General features: G+C 56.4%; 24 protein-coding genes. 13 read left to right on the plus strand and 11 right to left on the minus strand.

Annotated features, from left to right (window positions below; genetic code table 11):
- Positions 1 to 28: 28 nt before the first annotated feature.
- Both AAIR21_RS10430 and AAIR21_RS10435 read left to right on the plus strand, forming a co-directional pair.
- Entirely contained in the window at positions 29 to 895 is an 867-nt protein-coding gene (locus AAIR21_RS10430) for a helix-turn-helix transcriptional regulator (RefSeq protein WP_434680919.1), read from the plus strand.
- Positions 892 to 1,926, plus strand: coding sequence for a DUF2157 domain-containing protein (locus AAIR21_RS10435; RefSeq protein ID WP_078774934.1), 1,035 nt, complete (start codon positions 892 to 894; stop codon positions 1,924 to 1,926). The genes AAIR21_RS10430 and AAIR21_RS10435 overlap by 4 nt, the downstream gene beginning before the upstream one ends.
- A 121-nt stretch (positions 1,927 to 2,047) precedes the next feature.
- Here AAIR21_RS10435 and nfsB read toward each other — a convergent pair whose 3' ends face one another.
- From nfsB to AAIR21_RS10450, 3 genes are all read right to left on the minus strand, one after another.
- Positions 2,048 to 2,701 (minus strand): oxygen-insensitive NAD(P)H nitroreductase, encoded by a 654-nt coding sequence (gene nfsB, locus AAIR21_RS10440; RefSeq protein ID WP_040016828.1) that lies wholly within the window; start codon positions 2,699 to 2,701, stop codon positions 2,048 to 2,050.
- A 121-nt stretch (positions 2,702 to 2,822) separates the two neighbouring features.
- A complete protein-coding gene (locus AAIR21_RS10445; protein WP_020885135.1) occupies positions 2,823 to 3,191 on the minus strand; it encodes an MmcQ/YjbR family DNA-binding protein in 369 nt (122 codons plus the stop codon).
- Positions 3,181 to 3,771 (minus strand): TetR/AcrR family transcriptional regulator, encoded by a 591-nt coding sequence (locus AAIR21_RS10450; protein WP_020885134.1) that lies wholly within the window; start codon positions 3,769 to 3,771, stop codon positions 3,181 to 3,183. The genes AAIR21_RS10445 and AAIR21_RS10450 overlap by 11 nt, the downstream gene beginning before the upstream one ends.
- A 190-nt stretch (positions 3,772 to 3,961) precedes the next feature.
- Here AAIR21_RS10450 and AAIR21_RS10455 point away from each other — a divergent pair, with 190 nt between their 5' ends.
- Positions 3,962 to 5,065 carry an MBL fold metallo-hydrolase gene (locus tag AAIR21_RS10455; protein ID WP_183516584.1) on the plus strand — a complete coding sequence of 368 codons (1,104 nt, stop codon included), beginning with the start codon at positions 3,962 to 3,964 and terminating at the stop codon, positions 5,063 to 5,065.
- Between the two features lie 32 nt (positions 5,066 to 5,097).
- Positions 5,098 to 5,439, plus strand: coding sequence for a RamA family antibiotic efflux transcriptional regulator (locus tag AAIR21_RS10460; RefSeq protein WP_020885132.1), 342 nt, complete (start codon positions 5,098 to 5,100; stop codon positions 5,437 to 5,439).
- A 60-nt stretch (positions 5,440 to 5,499) separates the two neighbouring features.
- Here the strand turns inward: AAIR21_RS10460 and AAIR21_RS10465 are convergent, their stop codons facing one another.
- Positions 5,500 to 5,748, minus strand: coding sequence for a DUF1158 domain-containing protein (locus tag AAIR21_RS10465; protein ID WP_025204775.1), 249 nt, complete (start codon positions 5,746 to 5,748; stop codon positions 5,500 to 5,502).
- Between the two features lie 488 nt (positions 5,749 to 6,236).
- On the opposite strand from AAIR21_RS10465, the gene AAIR21_RS10470 reads away from it, so the two are divergent.
- The 3 genes from AAIR21_RS10470 (at position 6,237) to AAIR21_RS10480 (ending at position 13,257) form a co-directional block, all read left to right on the plus strand.
- Complete coding sequence (locus AAIR21_RS10470; protein WP_047744073.1) at positions 6,237 to 8,945, plus strand: cation-transporting P-type ATPase; 2,709 nt, start codon at positions 6,237 to 6,239, stop codon at positions 8,943 to 8,945.
- Positions 8,946 to 9,051: 106 nt separating this feature from the next.
- Positions 9,052 to 10,113: an efflux RND transporter periplasmic adaptor subunit gene (locus AAIR21_RS10475; RefSeq protein WP_020885129.1), complete on the plus strand. Its 1,062-nt coding sequence runs from the start codon at positions 9,052 to 9,054 to the stop codon at positions 10,111 to 10,113.
- Between the two features lie 9 nt (positions 10,114 to 10,122).
- Positions 10,123 to 13,257: an efflux RND transporter permease subunit gene (locus AAIR21_RS10480; protein ID WP_183516583.1), complete on the plus strand. Its 3,135-nt coding sequence runs from the start codon at positions 10,123 to 10,125 to the stop codon at positions 13,255 to 13,257.
- Here the strand turns inward: AAIR21_RS10480 and AAIR21_RS10485 are convergent.
- Positions 13,208 to 14,329, minus strand: coding sequence for a YbdK family carboxylate-amine ligase (locus tag AAIR21_RS10485; RefSeq protein WP_183516582.1), 1,122 nt, complete (start codon positions 14,327 to 14,329; stop codon positions 13,208 to 13,210). The two genes, AAIR21_RS10480 and AAIR21_RS10485, sit on opposite strands and share 50 nt — an antisense overlap.
- 143 nt (positions 14,330 to 14,472) lie before the next feature.
- Here AAIR21_RS10485 and AAIR21_RS10490 point away from each other — a divergent pair, with 143 nt between their 5' ends.
- Positions 14,473 to 15,363 (plus strand): oxidoreductase, encoded by an 891-nt coding sequence (locus AAIR21_RS10490; RefSeq protein WP_183516581.1) that lies wholly within the window; start codon positions 14,473 to 14,475, stop codon positions 15,361 to 15,363.
- On the opposite strand, the gene AAIR21_RS10495 is transcribed toward AAIR21_RS10490, so the two are convergent.
- Positions 15,360 to 16,154: an AraC family transcriptional regulator gene (locus AAIR21_RS10495; RefSeq protein ID WP_025204769.1), complete on the minus strand. Its 795-nt coding sequence runs from the start codon at positions 16,152 to 16,154 to the stop codon at positions 15,360 to 15,362. The two genes, AAIR21_RS10490 and AAIR21_RS10495, sit on opposite strands and share 4 nt — an antisense overlap.
- Positions 16,155 to 16,230: 76 nt before the next feature.
- Here AAIR21_RS10495 and AAIR21_RS10500 point away from each other — a divergent pair, with 76 nt between their 5' ends.
- From AAIR21_RS10500 to AAIR21_RS10510, 3 genes are read left to right on the plus strand one after another with little or no spacing between them, the layout of a single operon-like run.
- Complete coding sequence (locus tag AAIR21_RS10500; protein WP_230391340.1) at positions 16,231 to 18,228, plus strand: FUSC family protein; 1,998 nt, start codon at positions 16,231 to 16,233, stop codon at positions 18,226 to 18,228.
- On the plus strand, positions 18,218 to 18,433 hold the full coding sequence (locus AAIR21_RS10505; protein WP_020885123.1) for a DUF1656 domain-containing protein: 216 nt from the start codon (positions 18,218 to 18,220) through the stop codon (positions 18,431 to 18,433). The genes AAIR21_RS10500 and AAIR21_RS10505 overlap by 11 nt, the downstream gene beginning before the upstream one ends.
- Positions 18,430 to 19,296, plus strand: coding sequence for an efflux RND transporter periplasmic adaptor subunit (locus AAIR21_RS10510; protein WP_183516580.1), 867 nt, complete (start codon positions 18,430 to 18,432; stop codon positions 19,294 to 19,296). Before AAIR21_RS10505 ends, AAIR21_RS10510 begins: the two co-directional genes overlap by 4 nt.
- Before the next feature lie 156 nt (positions 19,297 to 19,452).
- On the opposite strand, the gene AAIR21_RS10515 is transcribed toward AAIR21_RS10510, so the two are convergent.
- The 4 genes from AAIR21_RS10515 to AAIR21_RS10530 all read right to left on the minus strand — a co-directional run bounded on the left by AAIR21_RS10515 (position 19,453) and on the right by AAIR21_RS10530 (position 22,420).
- Positions 19,453 to 20,145: an outer membrane protein gene (locus AAIR21_RS10515; protein ID WP_025204766.1), complete on the minus strand. Its 693-nt coding sequence runs from the start codon at positions 20,143 to 20,145 to the stop codon at positions 19,453 to 19,455.
- 45 nt (positions 20,146 to 20,190) lie between these two features.
- Positions 20,191 to 20,664, minus strand: coding sequence for a GlcG/HbpS family heme-binding protein (locus AAIR21_RS10520; protein ID WP_020885120.1), 474 nt, complete (start codon positions 20,662 to 20,664; stop codon positions 20,191 to 20,193).
- Positions 20,665 to 20,991: 327 nt separating this feature from the next.
- On the minus strand, positions 20,992 to 21,765 hold the full coding sequence (locus AAIR21_RS10525) for a response regulator (RefSeq protein WP_183516579.1): 774 nt from the start codon (positions 21,763 to 21,765) through the stop codon (positions 20,992 to 20,994).
- A 28-nt stretch (positions 21,766 to 21,793) separates the two neighbouring features.
- Positions 21,794 to 22,420, minus strand: coding sequence for a response regulator (locus AAIR21_RS10530; RefSeq protein ID WP_032681506.1), 627 nt, complete (start codon positions 22,418 to 22,420; stop codon positions 21,794 to 21,796).
- A 296-nt stretch (positions 22,421 to 22,716) separates the two neighbouring features.
- Between AAIR21_RS10530 and AAIR21_RS10535 the strand changes: the two genes are divergently transcribed.
- A complete protein-coding gene (locus tag AAIR21_RS10535) occupies positions 22,717 to 23,445 on the plus strand; it encodes a cysteine hydrolase family protein (protein ID WP_044857524.1) in 729 nt (242 codons plus the stop codon).
- A 62-nt stretch (positions 23,446 to 23,507) separates the two neighbouring features.
- Positions 23,508 to 24,461, plus strand: a complete 954-nt coding sequence (locus AAIR21_RS10540; RefSeq protein ID WP_032681504.1) for a GlxA family transcriptional regulator — start codon at positions 23,508 to 23,510, stop codon at positions 24,459 to 24,461.
- Between the two features lie 23 nt (positions 24,462 to 24,484).
- On the opposite strand, the gene AAIR21_RS10545 is transcribed toward AAIR21_RS10540, so the two are convergent.
- Positions 24,485 to 25,108 carry a response regulator transcription factor gene (locus tag AAIR21_RS10545; RefSeq protein WP_032681503.1) on the minus strand — a complete coding sequence of 208 codons (624 nt, stop codon included), beginning with the start codon at positions 25,106 to 25,108 and terminating at the stop codon, positions 24,485 to 24,487.
- Between the last annotated feature and the right edge of the window lie 245 nt (positions 25,109 to 25,353).

Consider the following 25,353-nt stretch of genomic DNA (forward strand, 5'->3'; position numbering starts at 1 on the left):
GTACTGGTACTACCATGCAGGGGGATTTATGGCGCTGATGTCTGAACCCGTCGTCTCGCTCAAGGATGACACCCGAAAACAACTTGGTGCGTTTTTACGCGCCCGACGCGAAAGCCTCGATCCGCAGCGGCTCGGCCTGCCGCGCAGCGGTCGACGCCGCACGCCCGGGCTGCGCCGTGAAGAGGTGGCCCTGCTGGCGGACGTCGGGGTAACCTGGTACACCTGGCTTGAGCAGGGCAGGGACGTCAATCCGTCCAGCGCGGTGATGGCCGCCGTGGCAAAAGCGCTGCAATGCACCCCGACCGAAGCGCGCCATCTTTTTGTGCTGGCCGGGCTACCGCCGGGTGAAGCACCGCAGGCCACCTGCTGTGAAGGGATCAGCGAAGGCACGCGCCTTCTTGATACGTTGATGCCGAAACCGGCCAGCATTCAGAAACCCAATTTCGACATCGTGGCCTGGAACGACAGCTTTGGTCATCTGATGGGGGTCGATTTCAATGCGATCCCCCCGGAAGACCGCAACTGTATTTATCTGTTCCTCACCCACCCGGCATGGCGCGCCCGTCTCGGCAGACGTGACGATGTGCTGCCCGTCTTTGTCTCCTATTTCCGGGCGGCGATGGCCGAGCACCGGGGTGACCCGCTGTGGGAAGCCAAACTGGCGCGCTTCTTTGCGGTGTCTGAGGAGTTTAAAAATCTGTGGCATCAGCGCAATGACGTGCGCGGTGTGGAAAACCAGCTCAAGTTGTTTACCCATCCTGAGCTTGGGGAATTTACCCTGCAGCAGATGTACTGGTACTCTGCTCCACGAAACGGTTCCCGGTTGCTGGTGTATCTGCCAGTGGATGAAGCCGGGGAGAGAGCAATGGAATGGCTGACGGAGCAGGCAAAATGAAGGTTACTGGCAAACAGGAGCGGCTGCTACGCCGCGCACTCAACGAGTGGCAACAGGAAGGCACATTAACCGCTGACGACCATCAGCGGCTGGCCGGTACGCTTCAACGCGTGACCATGGACTGGCAGCGGCTGAGCCGCTACGCCTTCTGGACGGCACTCGCCTGCGTCATTATCGCCATCGGCAGCCTGTTCTCGGACAGCGAACTGATGGCGCGCATTATCGAATTCTTCGCTTTTTCCTCCCTTGCCCGCATCGGGCTGCCGGCGATCCTGGCCGTGCTGTTTTATTTGTGGGGCTTCAGCCGCCAGCGGCGGGAGACGCAGTGGCATTACAGCACCGAAGCGATTTTGTTCCTCGGAGTCTTGTTTACCGCCATCGCGCTCTGGCAGCTGGGTGAACGGCTGGATAATGGCAGCGGCCACATCGCGCCACTGTTCCTGGCCGGCTGTGCCGTCTATGGTCTGGTAGGCTTTTTCGGCCGCTCCGGGCTGGTCTGGCTGTTCTTCTTGCTCTCGCTTGGCAACTGGTTTGGCGCGGAGACGGGCTATATGTCCGGCTGGGGGGCTTACTGGCTGGGGATGAACTATCCGGTGCGCTTTATCTTTTTCGGCGGCGCGCTGCTGGCCCTGTGCTGGATCCTGCGTGCTGTGCTGCAGTCCCGTCATCTTTACACCACCAGTAAAGCGATGGGGCTGACGTATCTCTTTGTCGCCCTGTGGATCATGTCGATATTTGGTAATTACGATATCGATAACTGGTACAGCGTGACCCAGGCCTCGTTGCTGCCGTGGGCGCTGCTGTTTGCGGTGGCAGCGGTTCTCTGTATTTACATCAGTCTGAAAACCGACGACGGCATGCTGCGCGGGTTTGGCCTGACGTTCCTCGCCATTAACCTCTATACCCGCTACTTCGAATACTTCTGGGATGGGATGAACAAGGTGGTGTTCTTCCTGATTCTGGCGGCGTCGCTGGCGGTGATAGGGCGGTATGCGGAGCGGATCTGGCATGCCGGGCGTGCGGAGAAGTAAGTTTTGCGCGTGTTTATCGGGAAGACGCAGAAAACGCCGTCTGCGTGAGAAGCTGGTTCAATGGCGAAACCAGGCAGATGACGCGTGATTGAAAACGGGCCGCAGTTGCGGCCCGTTTGTCTTAGCACTCGGTCACAATCGTGCTCAGCGGCAGGCGAGATTTTGGCAGCGCGGCGTTGAAATCTTCCACGCTGTGGTGTCCAACCGGGACCACCACCAGGCTGGTGAAGCCTTTCTCTTTCAGGCCAAACTCTGCGTCGAGAATGGCGGCGTCAAAACCTTCAATGGGTACGGCATCCAGGCCCAGCGCGGCCACGCCTAACAGGAAGTTACCGACGTTGAGGTAAACCTGTTTCGCCATCCACTGGTCGTCATCTTTCAGATCCACGCGGTGCATGTCGGCGAAATAGCAGCGACCTTTGTGATTCGCCGCTTTTGCTTCTGGGGTGTTGAAGCGACCGTCGGCCTCTTCCTGATCCACGACGCGCTCAAGCCACGCATCGTCCATGGCGGTTTTCGCGCAGAACACTACCACATGAGAGGCGTCCATCATTTTGCGTTCGTTGAACACGTAAGTGCCTGCCGCAGATTTGGCCACGCGCGCTTTACCTTCCTCAGTGCTGGCAATAATAAAATGCCATGGCTGGGAGTTCGTGCTGGACGGGCTGTACTGCAGCAGGGTTTTGATCTTCTCCGCTTCTTCAGCGGTCAGTTTCTTGCTTGGGTCAAACGCCTTGGTGGAGTGGCGTTTCAGGGCAACGGAAATGATATCCATAACAACTCCTGGTGATAAAATTCGCCCGCGTGCGGGCGCGAAAAGGAGTGCAGATTACCGTGCGAAGCGGGAAAAGATAAGTGCATTTTGAGCGCTTAATCTGTTCGTCTCAGACGAACAATCAGCGCGGCCTGATCCATTTCTGGTCTTTTTTCGGCAGCTTATCGACGACCAGATTCCAGGAATCGTTGATGAGATCGGCCACCAGTTCCGGCGTAACATCGTCGGTGCCGTAGAGTGAAATCCAGTGCTTTTTATTGAGATGATACCCCGGCTCAACGCCGCGGTAGATCTGCTGGTTTAACAGGGATTTTTCCGGATCGGATTTCAGGCTGACATGCGGTCGCCCGTGAGCAACCGCAACAATCATGAAAATCTTGCCACCCACTTTAAACACATCAAATTCCGGCCCGAACGGCCAGCAGTGTTCGGTGAACGGCAGTTCCAGCGCCACGCGTTTGGCGTGTTCCTGCAGCGATTTACTGTCCATCAATATCCTCGGAGGCGAGTCCACGCCACATGGCTTCAAAGCCCAGCGCTTTAAAATCGACGGCGCGGGACGGATCGCGGGTGGCAAATTCCATGGTGGTTTCGGCAAGCGATAAGAACATGGCATCACCAAAGGTACGAAACTCATCGGACATAAATACCGGGCGCACTGCGCGACGGCACAGTTCATGCAGCTCCGGGAACATCTCCTGCACGGCCTGCTCCGTTTCGGCGCTGATCTTCTCGCTGACGCCAAGCTGGCGAATGGCGGCGTGAGCGACAGGATTACGGATGCCCCAGTCCACGTAGCTGTTCCAGATATTGCGGGTATGTTCTTTGGGGAGGGTGAGCGTGCGATCAAGCTCCGCCAGCATCGTCTGGCAGAGATCCTGCTTCAGGTGCAGATAGAGGGCATTCAGCAGATCGTCTTTGGTAGCAAAGTAGCGGAACAGTGTGCCTTCAGCGACGCCCGCGTTCCGGGCAATTAAGGCCGTTGAGGCGGCAATACCTGACTGTGCAAATGCAGCGGTTGCTGCGTCCAGTAAGGCCTGTTTTTTATCTTCACTCTTCGGACGTGCCACTAAATTGTTCCTCCTGTCAATTGTAAAAACCTTGATTGAAACACGTGCTTTGACAGGCTGCAACGCGCAATGTCAAAGATCGAAAACGTCTTGACGACTTTATCATCATATCTATAATGAGTGCTTACTCACTCATAATCAAGTTCAACCCGCGTAAACCATCGGATGGGGCGCGTTTTCGGGTCAGGATATGAAAAAGCCTCTATTCATCTGCGTGGTGTTCGTCATGATTATTGCTTCAGCTGCGAGTTTACCTTTTGTCCTGAATCCTGGATTTGGCCAGCCACCACAGGGTGCGCAGCTTACCGAAGTGGAGGCCTCCCCGCAGTATCGCGACGGGAAATTCCACAATACGTTGCCGACACCGGGCTTCACCGGCGAGCAAAATATGCTGGTGGCGTGGTGGCAATTTCTGACCCGCAAAACCGAAAATGCCCGTCCCGCGCAGCCGCTGCCGCTGGTGAAAACCGATCTCGCCAGTCTGTCGCTGGAGCAGGACACGCTGGTCTGGCTCGGCCACTCATCGTGGTATATGCAGCTGGCGGGTAAACGTATTCTGATCGATCCGGTGCTCAGCAACTATGCCGCGCCGTTCTCGTTCCTCAATAAAGCTTTTGCGGGCGAGTATCCCTGGCATGCGCAGAACATGCCGGAGATCGACCTGCTGATCATCTCCCACGATCACTACGATCATCTGGATTACGCCACCATCAGGGCGTTACTGCCGAAGGTGAAACGTGTGGTTACCCCGCTGGGCGTTGGATCTCATCTGCGCTACTGGGGCATGAAGCCGGAGATTATCGACGAGCGCGACTGGAACCAGTCGGTGCGCATCAGTGATGACTTAACGGTGCACGTCCTGCCGGCACGTCACTTCTCCGGACGCGGGATTAAACGCGATCAAACCCTGTGGGGGAGCTTTATGTTCGTCACGCCGGCGCAGAAAGTTTATTACAGCGGAGACTCCGGTTACGGCCCGCACTTCAGGGCCATCGGTGAGCAGTTCGGCGAGGTGGATTTAGCCATCATGGAAAACGGCCAGTACGATCGGGACTGGAAGTACATTCACATGATGCCGGCGGAAACGGCGCAGGCGTCGGCTGACCTTAACGCGAAAGCTGTCGTGCCCGGTCATAACGGACGCTTTGTGCTGGCGAAACACACCTGGAATGATCCGCTGATCCAGCTGGCGCAGGCCAGCAAAGATAAAAATTATCGGCTACTGACGCCGGAGCTGGGTGAACCTGTTCATGTGAGTGATACCACGCAAACCTTTCGTGAGTGGTGGGAATAATGTTTAAGCGAGAAGCAGAGGGGGAGAGCAGTATGACCATTTCCGCTCAAGTCATCGACACCATCGTCGAGTGGATCGACGACAACCTGCACCAGCCATTACGTATCGAAGAGATCGCCCGCCACGCGGGTTACTCGAAATGGCATCTGCAGCGTTTGTTTATGCAGTATAAGGGCGAAAGTCTCGGGCGTTACATTCGCGAACGCAAGCTGCTGCTGGCAGCGCGTGACCTGCGTGAATCGGACGAGCGTGTCTACGATATCTGTTTGCGCTACGGCTTTGATTCGCAGCAGACGTTTACGCGTATCTTTACCCGTACCTTCAACCAGCCGCCTGGCGCGTACCGCAAAGAGAACCACAGCCGGACACACTGAATGTGTCGTTATGCAGAAATCCGACCGGGTAAGGCGCAGCCGCACCCGGTTTTTTTTTACTTACGATGCCAGTGAAAACCAGCGACGCCAGACGAAACGCAGGATGAAGAATTCGAGGGCGCCAAGCAGTAAAAACCACACGCAGAACAAAATGGTGTACAGCTGGTTAAGATCGACCATGTGGAAGATCGTCATCAGCTTTTTCGCCAGCACCAGCCCAAGCGACGGCGCAGGTAACAGCAGGCAGGAGAGCAGGGCCATCAATAAAATGCCCCCCGCTGTGAGCAGCGATTCTAACGGGTGTTTCATCTTAATGTTAATCGTCAGTTAAAAATGTCATTGTCCGGCATCGCGGAACGTAAAGCAATATAAACCCGGCAGACGTTTTTTGTTAAATCAAATGCACTTTTCTGCGAATAAATAACAGAAAGAGAATAATCTCTCAGAAGCGATTAAATTATTATCGCGTTATGTAAATAAATGTCCTTGTCATGCAAATAATTTTACAAACATATAAGTGCTATATCCAATTAACGTGGCAATAACAATGGCTGCGACAATGTATAACGCCAGGCGGCGTGCGCGATAAATACCAAACATGGTTCCTCCTCGTTTAGCGTTGGTTTAGAAATATTTTGTAAAAATCATCGTATTCGAATAATATTTATTAGTTTTGAATATCCCGGCAGTAATTATATTGCGGTAGATCAATTTTACCCGCAAGCCTTAAAAATGAATTTATTAAAGCCAGAAAGGAATTCAGGCTTCCGTCCACCGTATATTGAAGGAAAAATACGATGACCAAAAAAAATCTCTCTCAGAACATGCCACCTGCTGGTGGGCAGGCGTATCAGCAGACCGTTGAGCAAGTGCTTGCTAACAAGCAGAGCCAGGCAAGCGGCCTCGACCGTGCTGAAGCGCAGGCACGTCTGCATCAGTATGGCCCTAACGCGTTGCCGGAGAAAAAAGGCAAACCCGCCTGGCTACGTTTTCTCGCCCATTTTAATGATGTACTGATTTACGTTCTGCTTGCCGCGGCGGTATTAACCGCGGTTATGGGCCACTGGGTCGATACGCTGGTTATCCTCGGTGTGGCGGTAATCAACGCGTTAATTGGCCATATTCAGGAAAGCAATGCGGAAAAATCCCTGAAGAGTATTCGCAATATGCTCTCCAGCGAAGCGCGCGTCATTCGCAATGGCAATCATGAAACGCTACCGACAACTGAAATAGTCCCGGGCGATATTATTGTATTACGCGCAGGTGATCGTATTCCGGCGGATATGCGTTTAATCGAAGCGCATAATTTACGCGTGGAAGAGGCTATTCTGACCGGCGAATCTACCGTGGTGGATAAACACATTAATCCGCTGACCGGTGAATTACCGCTGGGCGACCGCACTAACCTGGTCTTTTCCGGTACGACCGTGAGTGCAGGGGGCGGCATTGGCGTGGTCATTGCCACCGGGCAAGAGACTGAACTTGGCCACATTAACCAGATGATGGCGGGTATTGAAAAGCATCGTACGCCGCTGCTGGTGCAGATGGACAAGCTGGGGAAGGCGATCTTCGCCATTATTCTGGCGATGATGGCGGCACTGTTTGTCTTCAGCCTGGTGTTCCGCGAAATCCCCATGGGCGAGCTGCTGCTCTCTCTGATTAGCCTGGCGGTCGCCTCCGTGCCGGAAGGTCTGCCAGCCATTATTTCTATCATCCTTTCTCTTGGCGTGCAGGCGATGGCACGCAAGCGGGCGATTATCCGCAAGCTGCCAACGGTTGAAACCCTGGGGGCGATGACCGTGGTCTGCTCGGATAAAACCGGCACCCTGACCATGAACGAGATGACGGTGAAAGCCATCATTACTGCCGACAGTTGCTACCGCGTGGACGGTAACAGCTACGAGCCGGTGGGGAACATTTACCTGGAAGGCAGCGACGAGCCGATGCAGATCCAGCCGGGCACCGTGCTGGAGCAGTACCTGCGCACTGTCGATCTCTGTAATGACAGTCAGCTGATACAGGACGAACGCGGTCTGTGGGGCATCACCGGTGGGCCGACCGAAGGGGCGCTGAAGGTGCTGGCGGCGAAGGCGCATCTTGAGCCGGTGATGACCACCCTGATTAACAAGATCCCGTTCGATTCGCAGTACAAGTACATGAGCACCCACTATCAGATTGGTCACGAGGAGCACATCCTGATTACCGGCGCGCCGGACGTGATTTTCGCGCTGTGTAAACAGCAGCAGGCCCGTAACGGCGCTGAAGCGTTCGACCGCGCTTACTGGGAAACCGAGATGGAGCGCTATGCACGCCAGGGGCTGCGTATGGTTGCCGCAGCGTTCAAACCGGCGAACGGTGAGCAGGCGCTGACGCATGACGATCTGAATCACGGGCTGATCTTCCTCGGTATTGCCGCAATGATGGATCCACCGCGTCCTGAAGCGATTGATGCGATTCATGCCTGCCAGCAGGCCGGGATCCGCGTGAAGATGATCACCGGGGATCACCCGCAGACGGCAATGAGCATCGGCCAGATGCTCGGGATCACCAACAGCGAGCAGGCGGTGACGGGCTACCAGCTGGAGAAAATGGACGACGCTGAGCTTGCAGATGCCGCGGTGAAATATGACATTTTCGCCCGTACCAGCCCGGAGCATAAGCTGCGCCTGGTGAAAGCCCTGCAGGACAAGGGTGAGATCGTGGGCATGACCGGCGACGGTGTGAATGACGCTCCGGCGTTGCGCCAGGCGGACGTGGGCATCGCAATGGGCATTAAAGGCACCGAAGTGACCAAAGAGGCGGCGGACATGGTCCTGACCGACGATAACTTCGCGACCATCGCCAGCGCGGTAAAAGAGGGGCGTCGCGTTTACGACAACCTGAAGAAAACCATTCTGTTCATTATGCCGACCAACCTGGCGCAGGGGTTACTGATTGTTATTGCGCTGCTGGCAGGAAACATTATCCCGCTGACGCCGGTACTGATTTTGTGGATGAACATGGCAACCTCCGCCACGCTCTCCTTTGGCCTGGCCTTTGAAGCCGCTGAGCGCAACATCATGAAGCGTCCGCCGCGTCAGACCGGACAGCACGTGATGGATGCGTACGCCGTATGGCGCGTGGCCTTTGTCGGAACCATGATTGCCATCGCCGCCTTTGCGCTGGAAGCCTGGCTGGCACCGCGCGGCCACAGCGCGGAGTTCATCCGTACCGTGCTGCTGCAGATGCTGGTCTGCGCCCAGTGGGTATACATGATTAACTGCCGCAACACTGAAGGGTTCTCCCTGAACCGTGGCCTGCTGGCGAACAAAGGGATTTGGCTGGTCACAGGCGTGTTGTTCCTGCTCCAGGCGGCAATCATCTACCTGCCGTTTATGCAGATGCTTTTCGGCACGGAAGCGCTGCCTCTGCGCTACTGGTTCGTCACGCTGGCGGTAGCCGCGGTGATGTTCTTCGTTGTTGAAATCGAGAAGCGACTGACCCGCAGGTTCCGTAAGGCTGCATAACCTTTTGCCCTCACCTTAACCCTCTCCCGCCGGGAGAGGGGATGCTGACTTCCCTTTCATTGGGCAGAGGGCCGGGGTGAGGGAAACACATCAGAGGTACATCCCCATGAAATTCCCGCTCCTGTTCGTCCTCCTCGCCCTCTTTCAACCCGCGTTTGCTGCTGCCATTCCGGTTCGCGTGGCGGTTGTGGAGCAAACGACCCACGCAGCTGAACGGCACGTGCCTGGCCGCATTGAAGCCATTCATACCGTCGAGATAAGAGCGCGCACGGAAGGCGTGATTACCCAGGTTCATTTTCGCGACGGACAATACGTGAAAAAAGGTGACGTGCTGTTTGAACTGGACGATGCCGAGCCACGCGCCGCCGTGCGTCTGGCACAGGCTGAGGTAAAGAGCGCGGAAGCTACGCTGCGTCAGGCGCAGCAGCAGCTTTCACGCTTTGAAAGCCTGGGCAACAGCAATGCCATCAGCCGTCACGACGTGGATAACGCGCGCATGCAGCGCGATGTCGCCAGCGCTGCGCTGGAGCAGGCGAAAGCTCGCCTCGAAACCCGTAACGTGACGCTGGCGTACACGCGCATCACATCGCCGATTGATGGCCGAGTGGGGCACAGCCAGTTCCATGCCGGCAGCCTGGTGAACCCGTCAAGCGGCGTGCTGGTGGATGTCGTGCAGCTTGATCCGATCCGTATCGCCTTTGCGCTGGAAGAGGGGGCGTTTGCCACCAAAGCCGGACAACATGCGGATATCAGCGCCCTGAAGCGCGCCTGGCAGGCGCGGATTGACAGCAATGGTCAGCGCCTGAACGGTGAACTGACCTCCGTGGACAATCGTATCGACCCGCGTACCGCCAGCGTGATGCTGCGCGCCGAATTCGCCAACCCGCGCCATCAGCTGCTGCCGGGCGGCAATGTGAATGTCTACCTGCGTCCGGCAAGCGCGCAGCCGGTGCTGACAGTGCCCGCTGCGGCGGTACAGCAAAACGGCGAGGGATTTTTTGCCTGGGTGGTTAACGCAGAAGGCAAAGCCGAAAAACGCCCGCTGAAGATTGCCGGACAGATTGGCCAGCAGTTTGAGATTTCATCCGGCTTACATCCCGGTGAGCGAGCGATCACCGACGGTGCCCAGCGCGTACAGCCTGGCGCAGCCGTCCAGATACTGAATTAAGGAGCCATCATGCTGACGTTTTTCATCAAACGCCCGCGCTTCGCGATGGTGATTGCGCTGGTGATAACCCTGCTGGGTGCCATCGCGCTGAAGATTATCCCGGTGGAGCAGTACCCGCAGATCACCCCACCGGTGGTGAATGTCTCCGCCAGCTGGCCCGGTGCCAGTTCGGCTGACGTGGCGGAAGCCATTGCCACGCCGCTGGAGACTCAGCTTAACGGCGTGGATCACATGCTCTATATGGAATCCACCAGTTCGGATGAAGGTGCCTACAGCCTGAACATCACATTTGCGGCAGGGACCGATCCGGATCTGGCCGCCATCGACGTGCAAAACCGCGTGGCGCAGGCTGTGGCGCAATTGCCCACCGAGGCGCAGCAAAACGGCGTGCAGGTGCGTAAACGCGCCACCAATCTGATGATGGGGGTAAGCCTTTACTCACCGGACAATACCCACACGCCGCTTTTCGTCAGTAACTACGCCAGCACGCAGGTGCGTGAAGCGCTGGCGCGTTTGCCGGGCGTCGGGCAGGTGCAGATGTTTGGCGCGCGCGACTACAGCATGCGTATCTGGCTGCGTCCGGATCGCATGAACGCCCTGAACGTGACCACCGATGACGTGGCTCAGGCGTTACGCGAGCAGAACGTCCAGGGGGCGGCAGGCCAGGTCGGAACGCCGCCGGTGTTTAACGGCCAGCAGCAAACCCTGACGATTAACGGCCTGGGGCGTTTAAATCAGGCTGAGGACTTTGCGGACATCATTATCCGTGCGGGGGAGATGGGCCAGTTGGTGCGCCTGAAAGATGTCGCCACGATTGAACTGGGGTCGCGCAGCTACAGCTCCGGCGCCCAGTTGAACGGGCATGACTCGGCCTATCTTGGCATCTACCCTACGCCGTCCGCCAACGCCCTGCGCGTAGCCGATGCGGTTCGCGCGGAGCTGGCGCGACTCTCTGCACGCTTCCCGGACGATCTGACCTATGAAATAAAATTCGATACCACCACCTTTGTCGCCGCGACCATCAAGGAGATTGGCGTCTCGCTGGCGCTGACCCTGCTCGCCGTCGTGGTGGTGGTTTCCTTATTTCTGCAGAGCTGGCGTGCGACGCTGATTGTGGCGCTCGCCATTCCAGTGTCGCTGGTCGGCACCTTTGCGGTGCTCTATACCCTCGGTTATTCGGCCAACACGCTCAGCCTGTTCGCCATTATTCTGGCGCTTACCATGGTGGTGGATGACGCCATTGTGGTGGTGGAGAGCGTTGAAACGCTGATGGCGGAAGGGCAAAGCCGCACGGCGGCTACCGCACAGGCGCTGCGCCAGATTGCCGGGCCGGTGATTGCCACCACCCTGGTGCTGCTGGCGGTGTTTGTGCCGGTGGCGCTGCTGCCGGGGATCGTGGGGGAGTTGTATCGCCAGTTCGCGGTCACGCTCTCCACCGCCGTCACGCTCTCAAGCCTGGTGGCGCTGACCCTGACGCCAGCGCTCTGTGCGCTGTTGCTGCGCCCGCGCCCGAAGAAGCCAGCCGCGGTTTACCGCGTTTTCAACCGCGGACTGGATACCACACGCACCGTTTATACCCGCATCGTTAACTGCATTAACCTCCGTCCGTGGCTGGTGCTGCTGGCAACGGCCGGCGCGGCGGGCGTGGTGGTGTTCAGCTTTATGTCGATGCCAAAGGGCTTCCTGCCGCAGGAAGATCAGGGCTACTTCTTCGCCAGCGTGCAGTTGCCGGAAGCGGCGTCGCTGGAGCGTACCGAAGCGGTGATGACCACCGCGCGGGAGCTTATCGCCAGACACCCTGCGGTCGAGGATGTGATTCAGGTCTCCGGTTTTAACATTCTCAACGGTACCAGCGCGTCTAACGGCGGGTTTATCTCCATCATGCTGAAGACATGGGGGGAGCGTCCGCCGCTTGATGAGGTGAGGGGAACGCTGCAGCGTCAGCTGCTGGCGCTGCCGGAAGCGACCATCATGACCTTCGCCCCGCCGACGTTGCCGGGGCTGGGCAACGCCTCCGGCTTCGACCTGCGTATTCAGGCCCAGGCGGGGCAAAGCCCGGCGGAGCTGGAACGCGTTACCCGCAACGTTCTGATAAAAGCTAACCAGCATCCGCAGCTTAACCGGGTGTTTACCACCTGGAGCAGCAACGTGCCGCAGCTGACGCTGACCGTTGATCGCGAGCGCGCTGCCCGCCTCGACGTGCCGGTCTCGCGCATCTTCAGCAGCCTGCAAACCGCCTTTGGCGGCACGCGTGCCGGGGATTTTAGCGTTAACAACCGCGTCTACCACGTGGTGGTACAGAACGAAATGCAGTGGCGCGAGCGTGCCGGGCAAATCAGCGAATTGTTCGTGCGCAGCAATAACGGTGAGCGGGTGCGTCTGAGTAATCTTGTCACGATTACCCCGACCGTTGGCGCACCGTTCCTGCAGCAGTACAACCAGTTCCCGTCGGTGTCAGTGAGCGGGTCGGCGGCAGACGGCGTGAGCAGCAGCACGGCGATGGCCGTGATGAGCGAGCTTCTGGCGGAAAACCTGCCTGCCGGGTACGACTATGCCTGGAGCGGGATGTCTTATCAGGAGCAGCAGACCGGAAATCAGGCCATCTGGATTGTCCTGGCCGCAGTGGTTATGGCGTGGCTGTTCCTTGTCGCGCAGTATGAGAGCTGGACGCTGCCCGCGAGCGTGATGCTCTCAGTCCTGTTCGCCATCGGGGGCGCGCTGGTGTGGCTGTGGATCGCGGGATACGCCAACGATGTGTATGTGCAGATTGGCCTGGTGCTGTTAATCGCGCTGGCGGCCAAGAACGCGATCCTGATCGTCGAGTTTGCCCGCGCACGGCGTAATGAGGGGATGGCGATTGTCGATGCGGCCCGTGAAGGCGCCTCACGCCGCTTCCGGGCGGTGATGATGACGGCGGTGTCATTTATTATCGGTGTGCTGCCGATGATGCTGGCGTCCGGGGCAGGGGCGCAGAGCCGCCGCATCATTGGCACCACGGTGTTCAGCGGGATGCTGGTGGCCACCGTGGTCGGCATTCTGTTTATCCCGGCGCTGTTTGTGCTGTTCCAGCGCCTGCGTGAGTGGGGGCATCGCCTTACGGACTCGTCGCCCACAGCTCGCAATGTTTCTGAACCAGAGAAATAAGCGAACCGCCGTCTGCGATAAAATCGCGCATGCGCTGCGCCTCGCTCTTGCCCTGTTTTAACATCAGGGCTATTTCCTTAATCGCGCTCGTCGCGCCGAGCTTCTCGGCCGACGGCGCAACCTGCTCCAGCAGCCACCCAATATCTTCCGCCACGGTTTTATGCTCGCCAGTCTGCACGTCCGTCAGAATGCCCTCTAACCCGTAACGACATGCCTGAAAACGGTTAAAGCGGTACAGCAGAAAATCCTTTTCCTGATGCTTATAGGGCCGCGTGGTCAGCAGCCAGTGAGACGTCGCCTGAATCAACCCGGCGATGTTGATCGCGTGGCCGAGCGTCAGCGGTGTATCCATCACCCGCACTTCGACCGTGCCAAAATGCGGGCTGGGGCGAATATCCCAGTGCAAATCTTTAATGCTGTCGATCATGCTGGTGGCGCTCAGACGACGAAACAGCCCTTCGAACTCCTGCCAGTTGTTTACCCACGGCATCTGTCCATTATCCGGAAATCCCGAGAAGATATTGAGTCGCGACGAGGCGAACTTTGTGTCCGTACCCTGCATATAGGGTGAGGACGCCGCCAGAGCAATAAAGTGGGGGACAAAGCGCGACAAACCATGCAGCAGATAAATAGCGTCGTCGCCGGTCCGACACCCGACATGCACGTGCTGGCCGAATACCGTCGCCTGCAAAATCAGATAGCCAAACCGTTCGAGCGTGACGTTATAGCGCTCGTCATCGCACACCTCCTGACGCTGCCACTTCTGGAAAGGGTGCGTCCCACCGCCGCAGATCTGAATATGCTGCTCCGCAGCGGCGCGCAGAATACTTTGCTGCATCACCGAGATTTGTGCGGCGGCCTGATCAATGTTCTGACACACGCCGGTGGCGATTTCGAGCATGCTCTCGGTGATATCGTGCTTCACCTCCCCGCCTTTGATGTCGTTTTTGACGGCAGCGATAAGGGCGGAGGAGTCCTGGCTCAGATCGTACCCCGGCGGGTTAACCACCTGCAGTTCAAGTTCAATACCAAGGGTATAAGGTTCAGAGGAATGGAAATCGGGTAATGGCATGGTGCACTCCGTTGTCGTAGATGAAATGAGTATAGACAACGGGTATGGCTCCCACTTCAGGCGGTGGTATAAAGGGACGTGTGGCGGCTATGCTGAACGCCACGGCACACTGATTAGGGCTTTAGCGACCAGGGGAGTTAACAATGTCTGACTATCCAACCATTGCGCTGATTGGACCCGGTGCAATCGGAACCACTATCGCTGCGGTGCTGCATGAGGCTGGCCGCACGCCGCAACTGTGTGGACGTACCGCACATCCGCAATTACGTTTGCGGCACGATGAGGGTGAAATCGTGGTACCCGGGCCGGTATTAACCGATCCGACGGTCATCGATCGTCCGTACGATCTGGTTTTTATCGCAGTGAAAACGACCCAGAACGCCGACAGCGCGGGATGGCTGAACGCGCTGTGCGATGAAAACACGGTGGTCTGCGCGCTGCAAAACGGCGTCGAGCAAAAGGCCCAGCTGGCACCGTGGGTCAATGGCGCGACGGTACTGTCGTCGGTGGTCTGGTTCCCGGCGCAGCGTGAGCCGGATGCGTCCGTCTGGCTGCGCGCCAGTCCGCGGTTGACGCTGCCGGATGTGCCACAGGCAAAACGGGTGGCTGATGCGCTGAACGGCACGCGCTGCGCGGTAGACTTGTCGGCAGATTTTCTTACCGTCGCATGGCGCAAGCTGCTGCAAAATGCGGTTGCAGGCCTGATGGTGCTTGCGAATCGTCGTGCCGGGATGTTCTCCCGTGAGGATATCAGCGAGCTGGCGCTGGCGTATCTGCGCGAGGGGCTTGCCGTGGCTCGAGCAGAAGGCGCGGTGCTGCACGATGACGTTGCGCAGGAGATCCTGGCGAACTTCCAGCGCGCACCTGCCGATTTAGGCACGTCTATCCTGGCCGATCGTCAGGCCAACCGTCCCATGGAGTGGGATATCCGCAACGGCGTGATCCAGCGCTACGGTCGTGCCCACGGAATTCCCGTTCCGATTAGCGATGTGCTGGTTCCTCTGCTTGCTGCAGGCAGCGAAGGGCCGGGTTAACGGCCGCTGACTTTTCGTTCGGCAAAATAGTGCGCGGGCGTGGTGCCCATGGCTTTCCTGAACATGGTGATAAACGCATTCACGGATTCATACCCAAGCGTTGTCGCCACGTTCTGGACCGGGACACCGCTTGCCAGCTCCTGCAGGGCAATAATCAACTGCAGCTGCTGACGCCAGCGGCCAAAGCTCAGCCCGGTCTCGCGCGCCATCAAACGCGCAAAGGAGCGCTCGCTCAGCGCCAGCCGTTTCGCCCACGCTTTCAGGGTGCTTCTGTCGTCAGGATGGCTGACCAGCGCGTCGGCCATGGCGCGAATTTTGGGATGGGCTGAAACGGGCAGGCTCAGCTTCTGCTGCGGCATGCTGGCGAGCTCATCAAGCGTCACTCTGGTCAGCCGCGCGGCATGGCTCTCTGGCGGATAATCAACGCGTTCATGCGTCAAACGGTCAACCAGCGCTTTGATTAACGGGGAAATGGCCAGCGTGCAGCATTTCTCCGGCAGCGCGGCGGCACCGGGCTCAATAAACAGATAGTTGAGATGAGCATTCCAGGTCGCTTTGGCGCTGTGTGCGATCCCGCCAGGGATCCAGACGGCACAGTCTGGCGGCACGATCCAGATATCATTTTCCGCATGACAAATCACCGCGCCATACAGGGCAATAATCAGCTGCCCCTTACGGTGGGTGTGCACCGGCACTTCCGCGGCGTACTCCACGAAATCCAGATGTCGGGCTACGGCCGGGCATGCGGTGGCGTCAGGGTCGAAGAGCGTATTGGCAAGTTGAGGTTTCACGTTTCTGGCAACATTTAGGTATTTTTTGACAGAATAGAGTATTTAAGCGGGTTCGCAAGCCAGTAATAATTCTGGCATGAACATATTAAACGCTTTTCATTTTCATTCGTGGCGCGCCATGCGTGAGCGGTTTTCTCCCGTGCTGCGTAACGATGCCAGTGCGTTGCTCTATTCCGCGAGAAGTTTTGCAGCGGCGATGCTCGCTTACTACATTGCGCTGTCGATAGGCCTCGAACGTCCATCGTGGGCCATTATTACCGTCTATATCGTTTCGCAGACGTCGGTAGGGGCCTCGCTGAGCAGAAGTCTCTATCGTCTGGCCGGCACCGTTGTGGGGGCCTGCGCCACCGTTGCGATCGTACCTGTCTTCGTCAATATGCCGATCCTCTGCAGCGTGATGCTGTCGGGCTGGATCACGTTCTGCCTCTATTTATCTCTGCTGGAGCGCACCCCGCGGGCGTATGCCTTTGTGCTGGCCGGGTACACTGCGAGCCTGATTGGTTTTCCTGCGGTATCCGACCCCGGCGGGATTTTTAATATCGCTATTATCCGTGTGCAGGAGATTGTCATTGGGATCTTCTGCGTGGCGCTGATACATCGCTATGTGTTACCCGCGCGTATCTCCGGCCTGTTCAACAGTAAGTTATCGCAAACCCTGCACGCCGCGCGTGAGCGGGTGGCTGACACCCTCGCAGGCAAACCCGTCGCGGTTTCAGACCCGCTGCATCTGGCGCTGGCGCTGCAGTTTCTGCAGGGTATAAGCCACCATATTCCGTATGATTTTGCCCTGTCTGCTCCGGTGCGGCAGGGCAGAAAGGCTATCCATGACCGACTGGCGCGGCTGGTCATCGTCAACTGTGAATTACGCGATCGCTTACCGGCGACGGTGCCTGCCGGGTTGCAGGTATTGCTCGACGACGTTCAGGCCTGGCTGGGGGATAAAGATGCTGCACGTCACAGCACGGCAGATGCGTTAATAGCACGCAGTGAACAGCTCGCAGAGCGCTACGCTGAACAGGCCCGGACGATGAACGACGCGCTGCTGGCCAGTTTTGTCCGTTATCTGACGCAGGCCATTACGCTGTTGCAGCAGTGCGAACGTCTTTCTGATGCCATCCACCATGCGAAGCCCGCCCACGGACTGACGGCGGGCAGGGCAGTTAAAGGGTATGTTTTTCACCGCGATCCTCTTACTGCCGCCCGCACCTCGCTGGGCGCGTTCGCCATCATCCTGAGCGGCTGCCTGGTCTGGATCTTCTCCGCCTGGCCCGATGGCAGCACGGCGGTCTCTATCCTTGGGGTCTGCTGCACGCTGTTTGGCAGTTTCGACACCCCGGCTCCGCACATTGTGAAATACATTATTGGCTCGTTCTGGGGCGTATTGATTAGCCTGCTGTACAGCTTTGCGCTGCTTCCGCAGGTGAGCGATTTCCCCGTGCTGGTGGCCGTGCTGGCGCCGGTATATTTGCTGGCCGGGTCGCTTCAGGCACGTCCTCCCACCACGTTTATGGCAATGGGGATCACCCTGACGCTGCCGGTATTGTGCGAGCTGGGTGCCCACTACAGCGGAGATTTTGCCACGGCGGCCAATACCGCCATTGCGCTGTTTGCCGCAACCGGCTTTGCTGTTATCAGCATGAGCCTGCTGCAAACCGTGCAGGCCGACGCGGCCATCGCACGTCTGCACACGCTGTGCCAGCGCGATATTCGTCGCAGCGTGAAGGGCAAGCTTCTGCTGGATGAGACGCACTGGACCAATCTGATGATTGACCGCGCTGCCCTGTTACTGCCGCGCCTGCAGCGCAGCGGGCGTGCCTCAGAGCAGGTGCTTAACCCGCTGCTGCGCGCGCTGCGCATCGGCCTTTCGGTGATGCATTTACGCCGCTGCGGTATGCCCGCGAGCAGAGAGATTAGCGCGCGCCTGTATCACCTGAACGACACCGACGCCTTGCGTGAACACATCGGCGACCACATCCGCCTCTGTTTGCCTGCCGCAGATGCACAAACGCGCCAGTTTGTCGGCCATCTGGTGGATTTGCATTGCGCATTACGGAGGGCAGACGATGGTCAATGATCTGAATATCGGGGGCGTTTTTATCCCGGGACTGCTTGTCACCGCGCTCGCGGCGCTGGCCTGCACGCTGGCACTCATCGCGCTTTTATCGCTCAGCAGGCTCTACCGTCGTTTGCCTTTTCGCCCGCTGCTGGACGTTTCAACTTATCTGGTCACCTTTTTCCTGCTGATGCAGGGCCTGACCGCGCTGGGGTTATTTAGATGAAATCACTACTTTCTCTGGTCGGTCGCTATGCGCTGACGTTATGTGCCGTCGTGGCGGCCACGCTTCTGGCTTTTATGATGTGGAAACATTATGCGCAAACGCCCTGGACCCGCGACGGCCGGGTACGGGCGGATGTGGTACAGATTGCGCCGGACGTATCCGGGCCGGTAATCCGCGTGGCCGTCCGGGATAACCAGTGGGTTAACCGGGGCGATGTGCTCTACGCTATCGACCCGCACTGGCTCACGCTGGCGGTGGCCAGCGCGCAGGCGGAGGTGGAATCCAGACGGCATGAGATGGTGATGCGACAGGATGCCGCCAGACGACGCGCACAGATTAAAGCCGCGATATCCAGCGAGGATTTACAGCAAACGGGCAGCGCCGCGAACGTCGCGGTGGCGAATTATCACGGTGCGCAGGCCGCGCTGGAGCTGGCCGAGCTTAATTTGTCCCATGCCACCGTACGGGCTCCCGTCTCGGGTTATATCACCCATCTGCGGCTTCGTCCGGGGGACTATGCTACCGCGGGGGAGACTAAGGTCGCCATCGTCGATGCGCACAGTTTCTGGGTGGTAGGGTATTTCGAGGAGACCAAACTTCGCTATATTCGCGTTGGGGACACGGCGCATATCGTGTTGATGGGCTATGAACCGGTGATTGCCGGGCATGTCGAGAGCATCGGCCATGGGATCGGTGATAACAACGATGAGACGGGCGGGCTTGGGCTTCCCGACGTCGAGCCGACGTTTAGCTGGGTGCGGCTGGCGCAGCGCGTCCCGGTGCGCATACATATTGATGCATTGCCGAAGGGGGTTGAGCTGGTAGCCGGGTTGTCGGCGAGCGTGGAGGTGGTGCCGGAATAAGGGGCGTCAGCGTACCGAAGGGAAATTCGATCGTGAGCGCTCTTGAGCAAAAAAAACCTTACCGCCCGGCAGAGAGGCGGTAAGGACAGGCAAAGTGGCATAAAAGAGAGGAAAAATACCTGAAATGAGGGTGATGAAACTGTCTGTCAACGTGCCTTACAGGACGTAGCGCACGCCGAATACAAATTCATTGTTCACCAGGCGTCCACGCAGGTTTTCATCCTGCAGACTGCGGGCGTTGACAAAGGTGTTACGGCCGCTTTCGATATTGCCCATATCGACATAACGATAAGTGGCGTACAGGGTCAGATCGTCGATAACTTCATAAGACGCACCTGCACCCACGGAGTAGGTAAAGTTGGTTTGCGTGTTGCCAGCAAACTCGCGGGTGTCATTACCCTGCCAGCCACCCACTTTCACTTTCGCCACACCGGCACCCGCCGTTGCGTACAGGGCGAATTTGTCGGTGATCATAAAGTCACGATAAACGTTGAGCATTGCACGTTCAGAATCAACTTTCATGTGGTTGAAACTGGTCGCAAACGTGGAAGAGCCGCTGGTGAATTCTGTTTTTTCTTTAAACACATATTCCGCTTCGGTACGCCAGTTATTGCCGAACTGATAGCCAGCGGCCACGGAACCGTTCAGCTTGTGCTCTTTTTCGTCCCCGGCCACAAATGAACCGATCCCCGGGCGTTCGCTCAGGTTCATGCTCTTGGCCTTCTGATGGGTGTCAATCAGGTTCAGGGCGCCGTAATAACCTTCTTTAACGTTTTCGGCAGCCAGTACCGGGCCGGAAGCGCACAGTGAAATCACAGAGGCGAATAAAACACGTGGCGTTACGTTCATAATAAGTTCCTTTTTATCTTTCCGATAAATGACAGATAGCTTTACTTATTTCAGCTTTTTAATAGCGTCGAGTGCGCAGGCTTCATCAATATCACCACTCGGCGCGCCGCCAATACCAATGGCACCGATGGTGGCGTTATTTTCTTTAACCGGTACGCCGCCAGCCAGTAATAAGAAACCCGGGATATCGCCGAGGTTTTTCGCCGCCGGGTACTTATTTGAGTTTTCCAGAAGCTGGCTGGTCGCCGCTCCGCTGGACGCAGAGGTAAACGCTTTCTGATAGCTGGCTGTCAGGGTGTGTGGCCCGGCGTTATCCATACGCTGTACCGCGCGGGTGAGACCTGCAGCATCGACAACCGTTACGCTGACGTTATAGCCTTTAGCGCTGCACGATTTAACGGCTTCGCTGGCGAGTACAGATGCCTGTTCCAGAGACAGGGTGGACTGCGTCAATGATTTAGCGTGCGCAGTCATGGTTAATGCCGTGAGCACAGGCAGAATAAGAAATGTTTTTTTCACAAGGAATACCTTTTAATTAATGAGGCGTAAATAATAAAAATAAAACGCCCGTGAGGTTGATCATCAAGAGCATCAGAATAAGAAAACGCAGTTCTGTTGTAGTGGTCTCAAATAAATTATTTAACATGGCAACCTTCTTTATTTCAAAAACGTTGCCATGGTGACAACGGGGTCACTATATAAATTCCAGGTCAGTGAGATACATGAGGGCAGGATGATAGGCGTGTAAGGGAAGGACTATAGGCGTGTAGTCCTTGTCGGTGAAAAACAGGACAGGCCAGGCGCAGGCGCCCGCTCGATAGCGTGTAAGGAAAAGTAAACCTGAGGTTAGCGTGGTGTGGTGAAGGCTGTAATCGCCTGATTCAGCGCCGCGACGTCCCTGAGCAGGGTCTGGAGGCGGGGCACAATGTCAGACTCGACGGGCAGCGTTGTCCCTTCGCATGCCTTTTCAAGACTGCGACACTGCTGCGCTATCGCAGTTGCGCCAATGATATCGGCGGCACCGGCCAGGCGATGTACGTGATACGCCAGCACTGCCCAGTCGCCCTGACGGGCCAGCGTAAGGCAGGGTTGCATGTCGCGTTGGTTTTCATCCCGAGTGGCATTCAGCAGGGTGAACAATAAGGTATTGTCATCGCCGGTTAACGACCGAAGATTGTCCACACGGATAAACTGGCCGAGGCCTTTCGGGTCAGCAAGTTTTGTAGTCGCCTCTTTTGGGGATACCCGCTGTAGACCCGCCTCCAGTTGCTTCAGATTGAGCGGTTTGAAAAGGCAGTCGTCCATACCTGCGGCAATACAGCGGCTACGCTCTTCGGGCTGAGCATTCGCAGTGAGACCAAGGATAATTAACGGTTTTTGCTGCCGTTCCCGTAACAGCCGGGTGAGGGTTAGCCCGTCCATCACCGGCATATTACAATCGGTGATGACCATATCAACCTGCTGTTCGCTCCAGCGCACAAGGGCTTGTTCGCCGTTTTCTGCCTCGACAACCTCATACCCCAGGCGGATCAATTGCTGCCTGAGCAGGAGCCGGCTTGCCGGGTGATCGTCTACAGTCAGTATGCGTAGCGGGCGTGCCGCCGAAGGGGATTCCGTCACATTTTTCCCTTTAAGACCCGGTGTTGGCTCATTCTATTTTGTTGCGCAGGGCAAAATCATAAATGTCTTTCGGGCTTTTAAGATCGAGCTTTTTCATCAGGCGGCTTTTATAGGTGCTGACCGTTTTATCACTGATCATCATTTCCCCGGCGATATCGACAATCCGGCTTCCTTTTGCCAGAAAATGCAGAACCTGCAGTTCCTTATCCGACAGACTGGCAATATTCCCTTTGTCATCCAGTGGAATATCCTCTGCGGCAATCTGGCGGGCGCGGTTAATCGGGAAAAAACCATAGCCACTTTTGATTGCACGGATAGCGTCATGAAGTTCCGTCAGATTATTGCGCTTGCTAATAAACCCATCGGCGCCCGCACCGGCACAACGCTTAATATAATGATCGTCATCTTTACCCGTCAGAACCAGGATCCCGCCTTTAAAATCATTCGCACGGAGTCGCTGAACAACGTTAATCCCATTAATTGTAGGAATATCGATATCGACAATAACCAAATCCGGAAGTAACTGACGTGCCTGTTGTAATGCCTTAAGGCCATCATCAGTCTCGCCGATCACCGTCATCCCGTCTTTTTCCAGCAACATTCTCACCGCCAGACGGGCAACCGGGTGGTCATCCACGATTAATACGCTATTCATTTTATCATCCTGGTTCAAAGGGCTTTGCCTGATGAACACAGGCATGAATATTATGCATAACTATACCATATCTGCAACGATATTACCCGCCGGTCAATAAGCGGAAAATAGCGCTATTTCAATGATATGAAAATTAGAGTGGTGGGTTTTTCTGGCATATTTGCTCGGCAGGAACGACGGGATAATCTTTTTTATATTGGCCCAAAAGTACCGTTTTTCGTTCTTCAGGTGACTCCTGTCTTTTACGTCAATACGAAATAATGCCTCCCGAACACAACACAGAGGGAGTTCTTGTTATGAAAACGATTTTCCGTACCGCACTGTTGGTGAGCATGATGAGCGCATTTTCCAGCCAGGCCACCGCACAGGAGACAAATCAGGTGAATACAAAAACAATTCGCGCGATGTCAGGCGCTGTTGCTACGACGTCTTTATCCGCAGCTGAAACCGCGTTAATCGTGGTGGATATTCAGAATGAATATTACGCGGGTCAGGACTTCCGCGGCCGGATGGTTATCCCGGATGGCGCGGATGTGCTGTTGAAAAACAAAAAGCTGGTCGAGTATGCACACCAAAAAGGGATGCCGGTCTACTTTGTGCGCCACATAACAAAAAATAGCCCGCAGCAAAACGGTACGCCGCTGTTCGCTGAGAATTCCGTATTTGCCCAGTTCCATAAGGATCTGCAGCCGACTGCGCAGGACACCATTATTACCAAGGAGACCCCGAGCGCTTTCGTGGGCACCGATCTGGATGCCCGCTTAAAGAAACAGGGAATTAAAAAGGTCATCGTGGCGGGCCTGATGACGCATATGTGTATCTCATCGACTGCACGTGATGCTGTACCGCTGGGTTATAGCGTGATTATTCCGGAAGATGCGACAGCCACGCGCGATCTGGATGACGGGAAGGGGGGCGTGGTGGATCACGACACGCTGCAGCGTGCAGCGCTGGCAGGCGTCGCGGATGTCTTTGCTGAAATCATGACCACGGATCAGGTGATGGCGCTGGCGGTGGAAAAATAAGACCGAACTGAAATCCCTGTGGCCAGCCAGCCCTCTATACTGGCTGGCTTACGGAGGCGGTCATGACATTGAAAATTGGTATCGTAGTCTTTGAAGGCATTATTCCTTTTCACCTTTCGGTGCCTTATGCCGTGTTTGAGAAAGCACTGACGCCGCAGGGTGACGCCCTGTGTCAGCTCGTGGTTTGTGCCACTACACCCGGTGCGCTTAAAACCAATGCCGGTTTTTCCATCGTGGTCGACCGAGGTCTGGATGCGTTAGCCGGGATGGATATGGTGATTGTGCCGGGCTGGGATGTGCCCGAGCATGCACCGGAGCCTGAACTGTTAACGGCGTTACAAAACGCGCATGCAGCCGGGTCCCGCATTGTTGGGTTGTGTATGGGCACGTTCGTGGTGGCCGCCGCAGGCCTGCTGGAAAACCGTCCGGCAACGACACACTGGCGATGGGCGGCGGACTTTCAGCGTCTTTATCCTTCAGTGCAGATGGATAAAGATGTGCTTTACATTGATGATGGCGATGTTGTGACGTCAGCAGGAACGGCAGCCAGTATCGACTGCTGTTTGCACCTGGTCCGACAGGCGTGGGGCGCGGATGTCGCCAACCGCGTGGCGCGCTTGCTGGTGGTGCCGCCTCATCGTCAGGGCGGGCAGCGGCAGTTTGTGGAGCTGCCGGTGCAGAATACGCGTCGTGGAGATAACTTCACCGACGCGCTGGCCTGGGCAACAGAGAATTTACAGCTGGCCATCACGCTGGACTGCGTGGCAGAGAAAGCCTGCATGAGCCGCCGGAGCTTTACCCGCCGCTTTCAGCAAACGACGGGGGAATGTTTTTCAAACTGGCTTTTGAACCAGCGCATTCTCGTTGCCCAGCGCTTTCTTGAAAAAACCGATCGGCCAGTGGAAGATATTGCCGAACGCGTCGGCTTCCCTTCCACGACCTCTTTACGGCGCCACTTTCAAAAGCAGCTTAATACCTCACCTTCCCGCTATCGTCGCGAGTTTCGTGGTCGTTAGTCATTTCCCGGCGTCATTTCTGTTCAATAGAGATAATTACGTTTTGCCAGATCCACCAGTTCAGTCAATTTGGATATTTTAAATTTCAGCATGATGCGCTTTTTATAAGCGCTGACGCGTTTATTATTTATATTCATTATGCCGGCAATGACCTGATTGCTGTAGCCGGCAGAAATGTAGCGCAAGATACAGATGTCAGTATGGGATAGCGATAACAACAACGAGGCGTCTCGCGGGTATTTTGTCCGGTGCAGCCTCAGTTCATTGCCATAACAGAACTGGCCGGATGCGACTTTATTGACAGTCCGGACGAGGTTGTCCAGCGTACTGCTTTTATTAAGATAGCCGGCAGCCCCCGCCTTCCTGCTAAGCTGAATGTGAAAATCACTGGATGATGAGGATAAAATCATTACCTGTGTATCAGGGATATTTTTTATTAACTGAGCCAGAGAAGAAAACACGTCTGGCTGTTGTTGCAGATGCTCCATTATTATCAAGTCGGCGTTGAACAACGAATGTTTATCCAGCAATTCTTCCATTGTGCCAAACTGCGCAACAATCTGATGACCATGTTCTGATAATAAGCCCTGGAGTCCAGCGCGAAGCAGTGGGCTGGCGTCCATGACAATGACTTTTTTGCCTGACATTCCTGGTTGTCCTGAATCGGGAAAGGAAAAATTTATTCTCTATCCCGTCAATGCAAATTTGGCTAAGACTTGTCTTTAACTGAGACTTTATTTTCCTCCTCAGCGCTGCCCTGCCTGGCCTGCCAGGTAACGGATCCTTCCTTTTATTATGTCTCCTTGCAACCTTAACCTGGTCGTTTGCGACAGGTCTTATTAAGACTCCGTCGCTCTGACAGGAAGATAGCGTCAGCCAGGGAAAGAATCCC

Source organism: Enterobacter sp. PTB (genome assembly GCF_051130085.1).
Classification (GTDB): Bacteria; Pseudomonadota; Gammaproteobacteria; order Enterobacterales; family Enterobacteriaceae; genus Enterobacter; species Enterobacter ludwigii.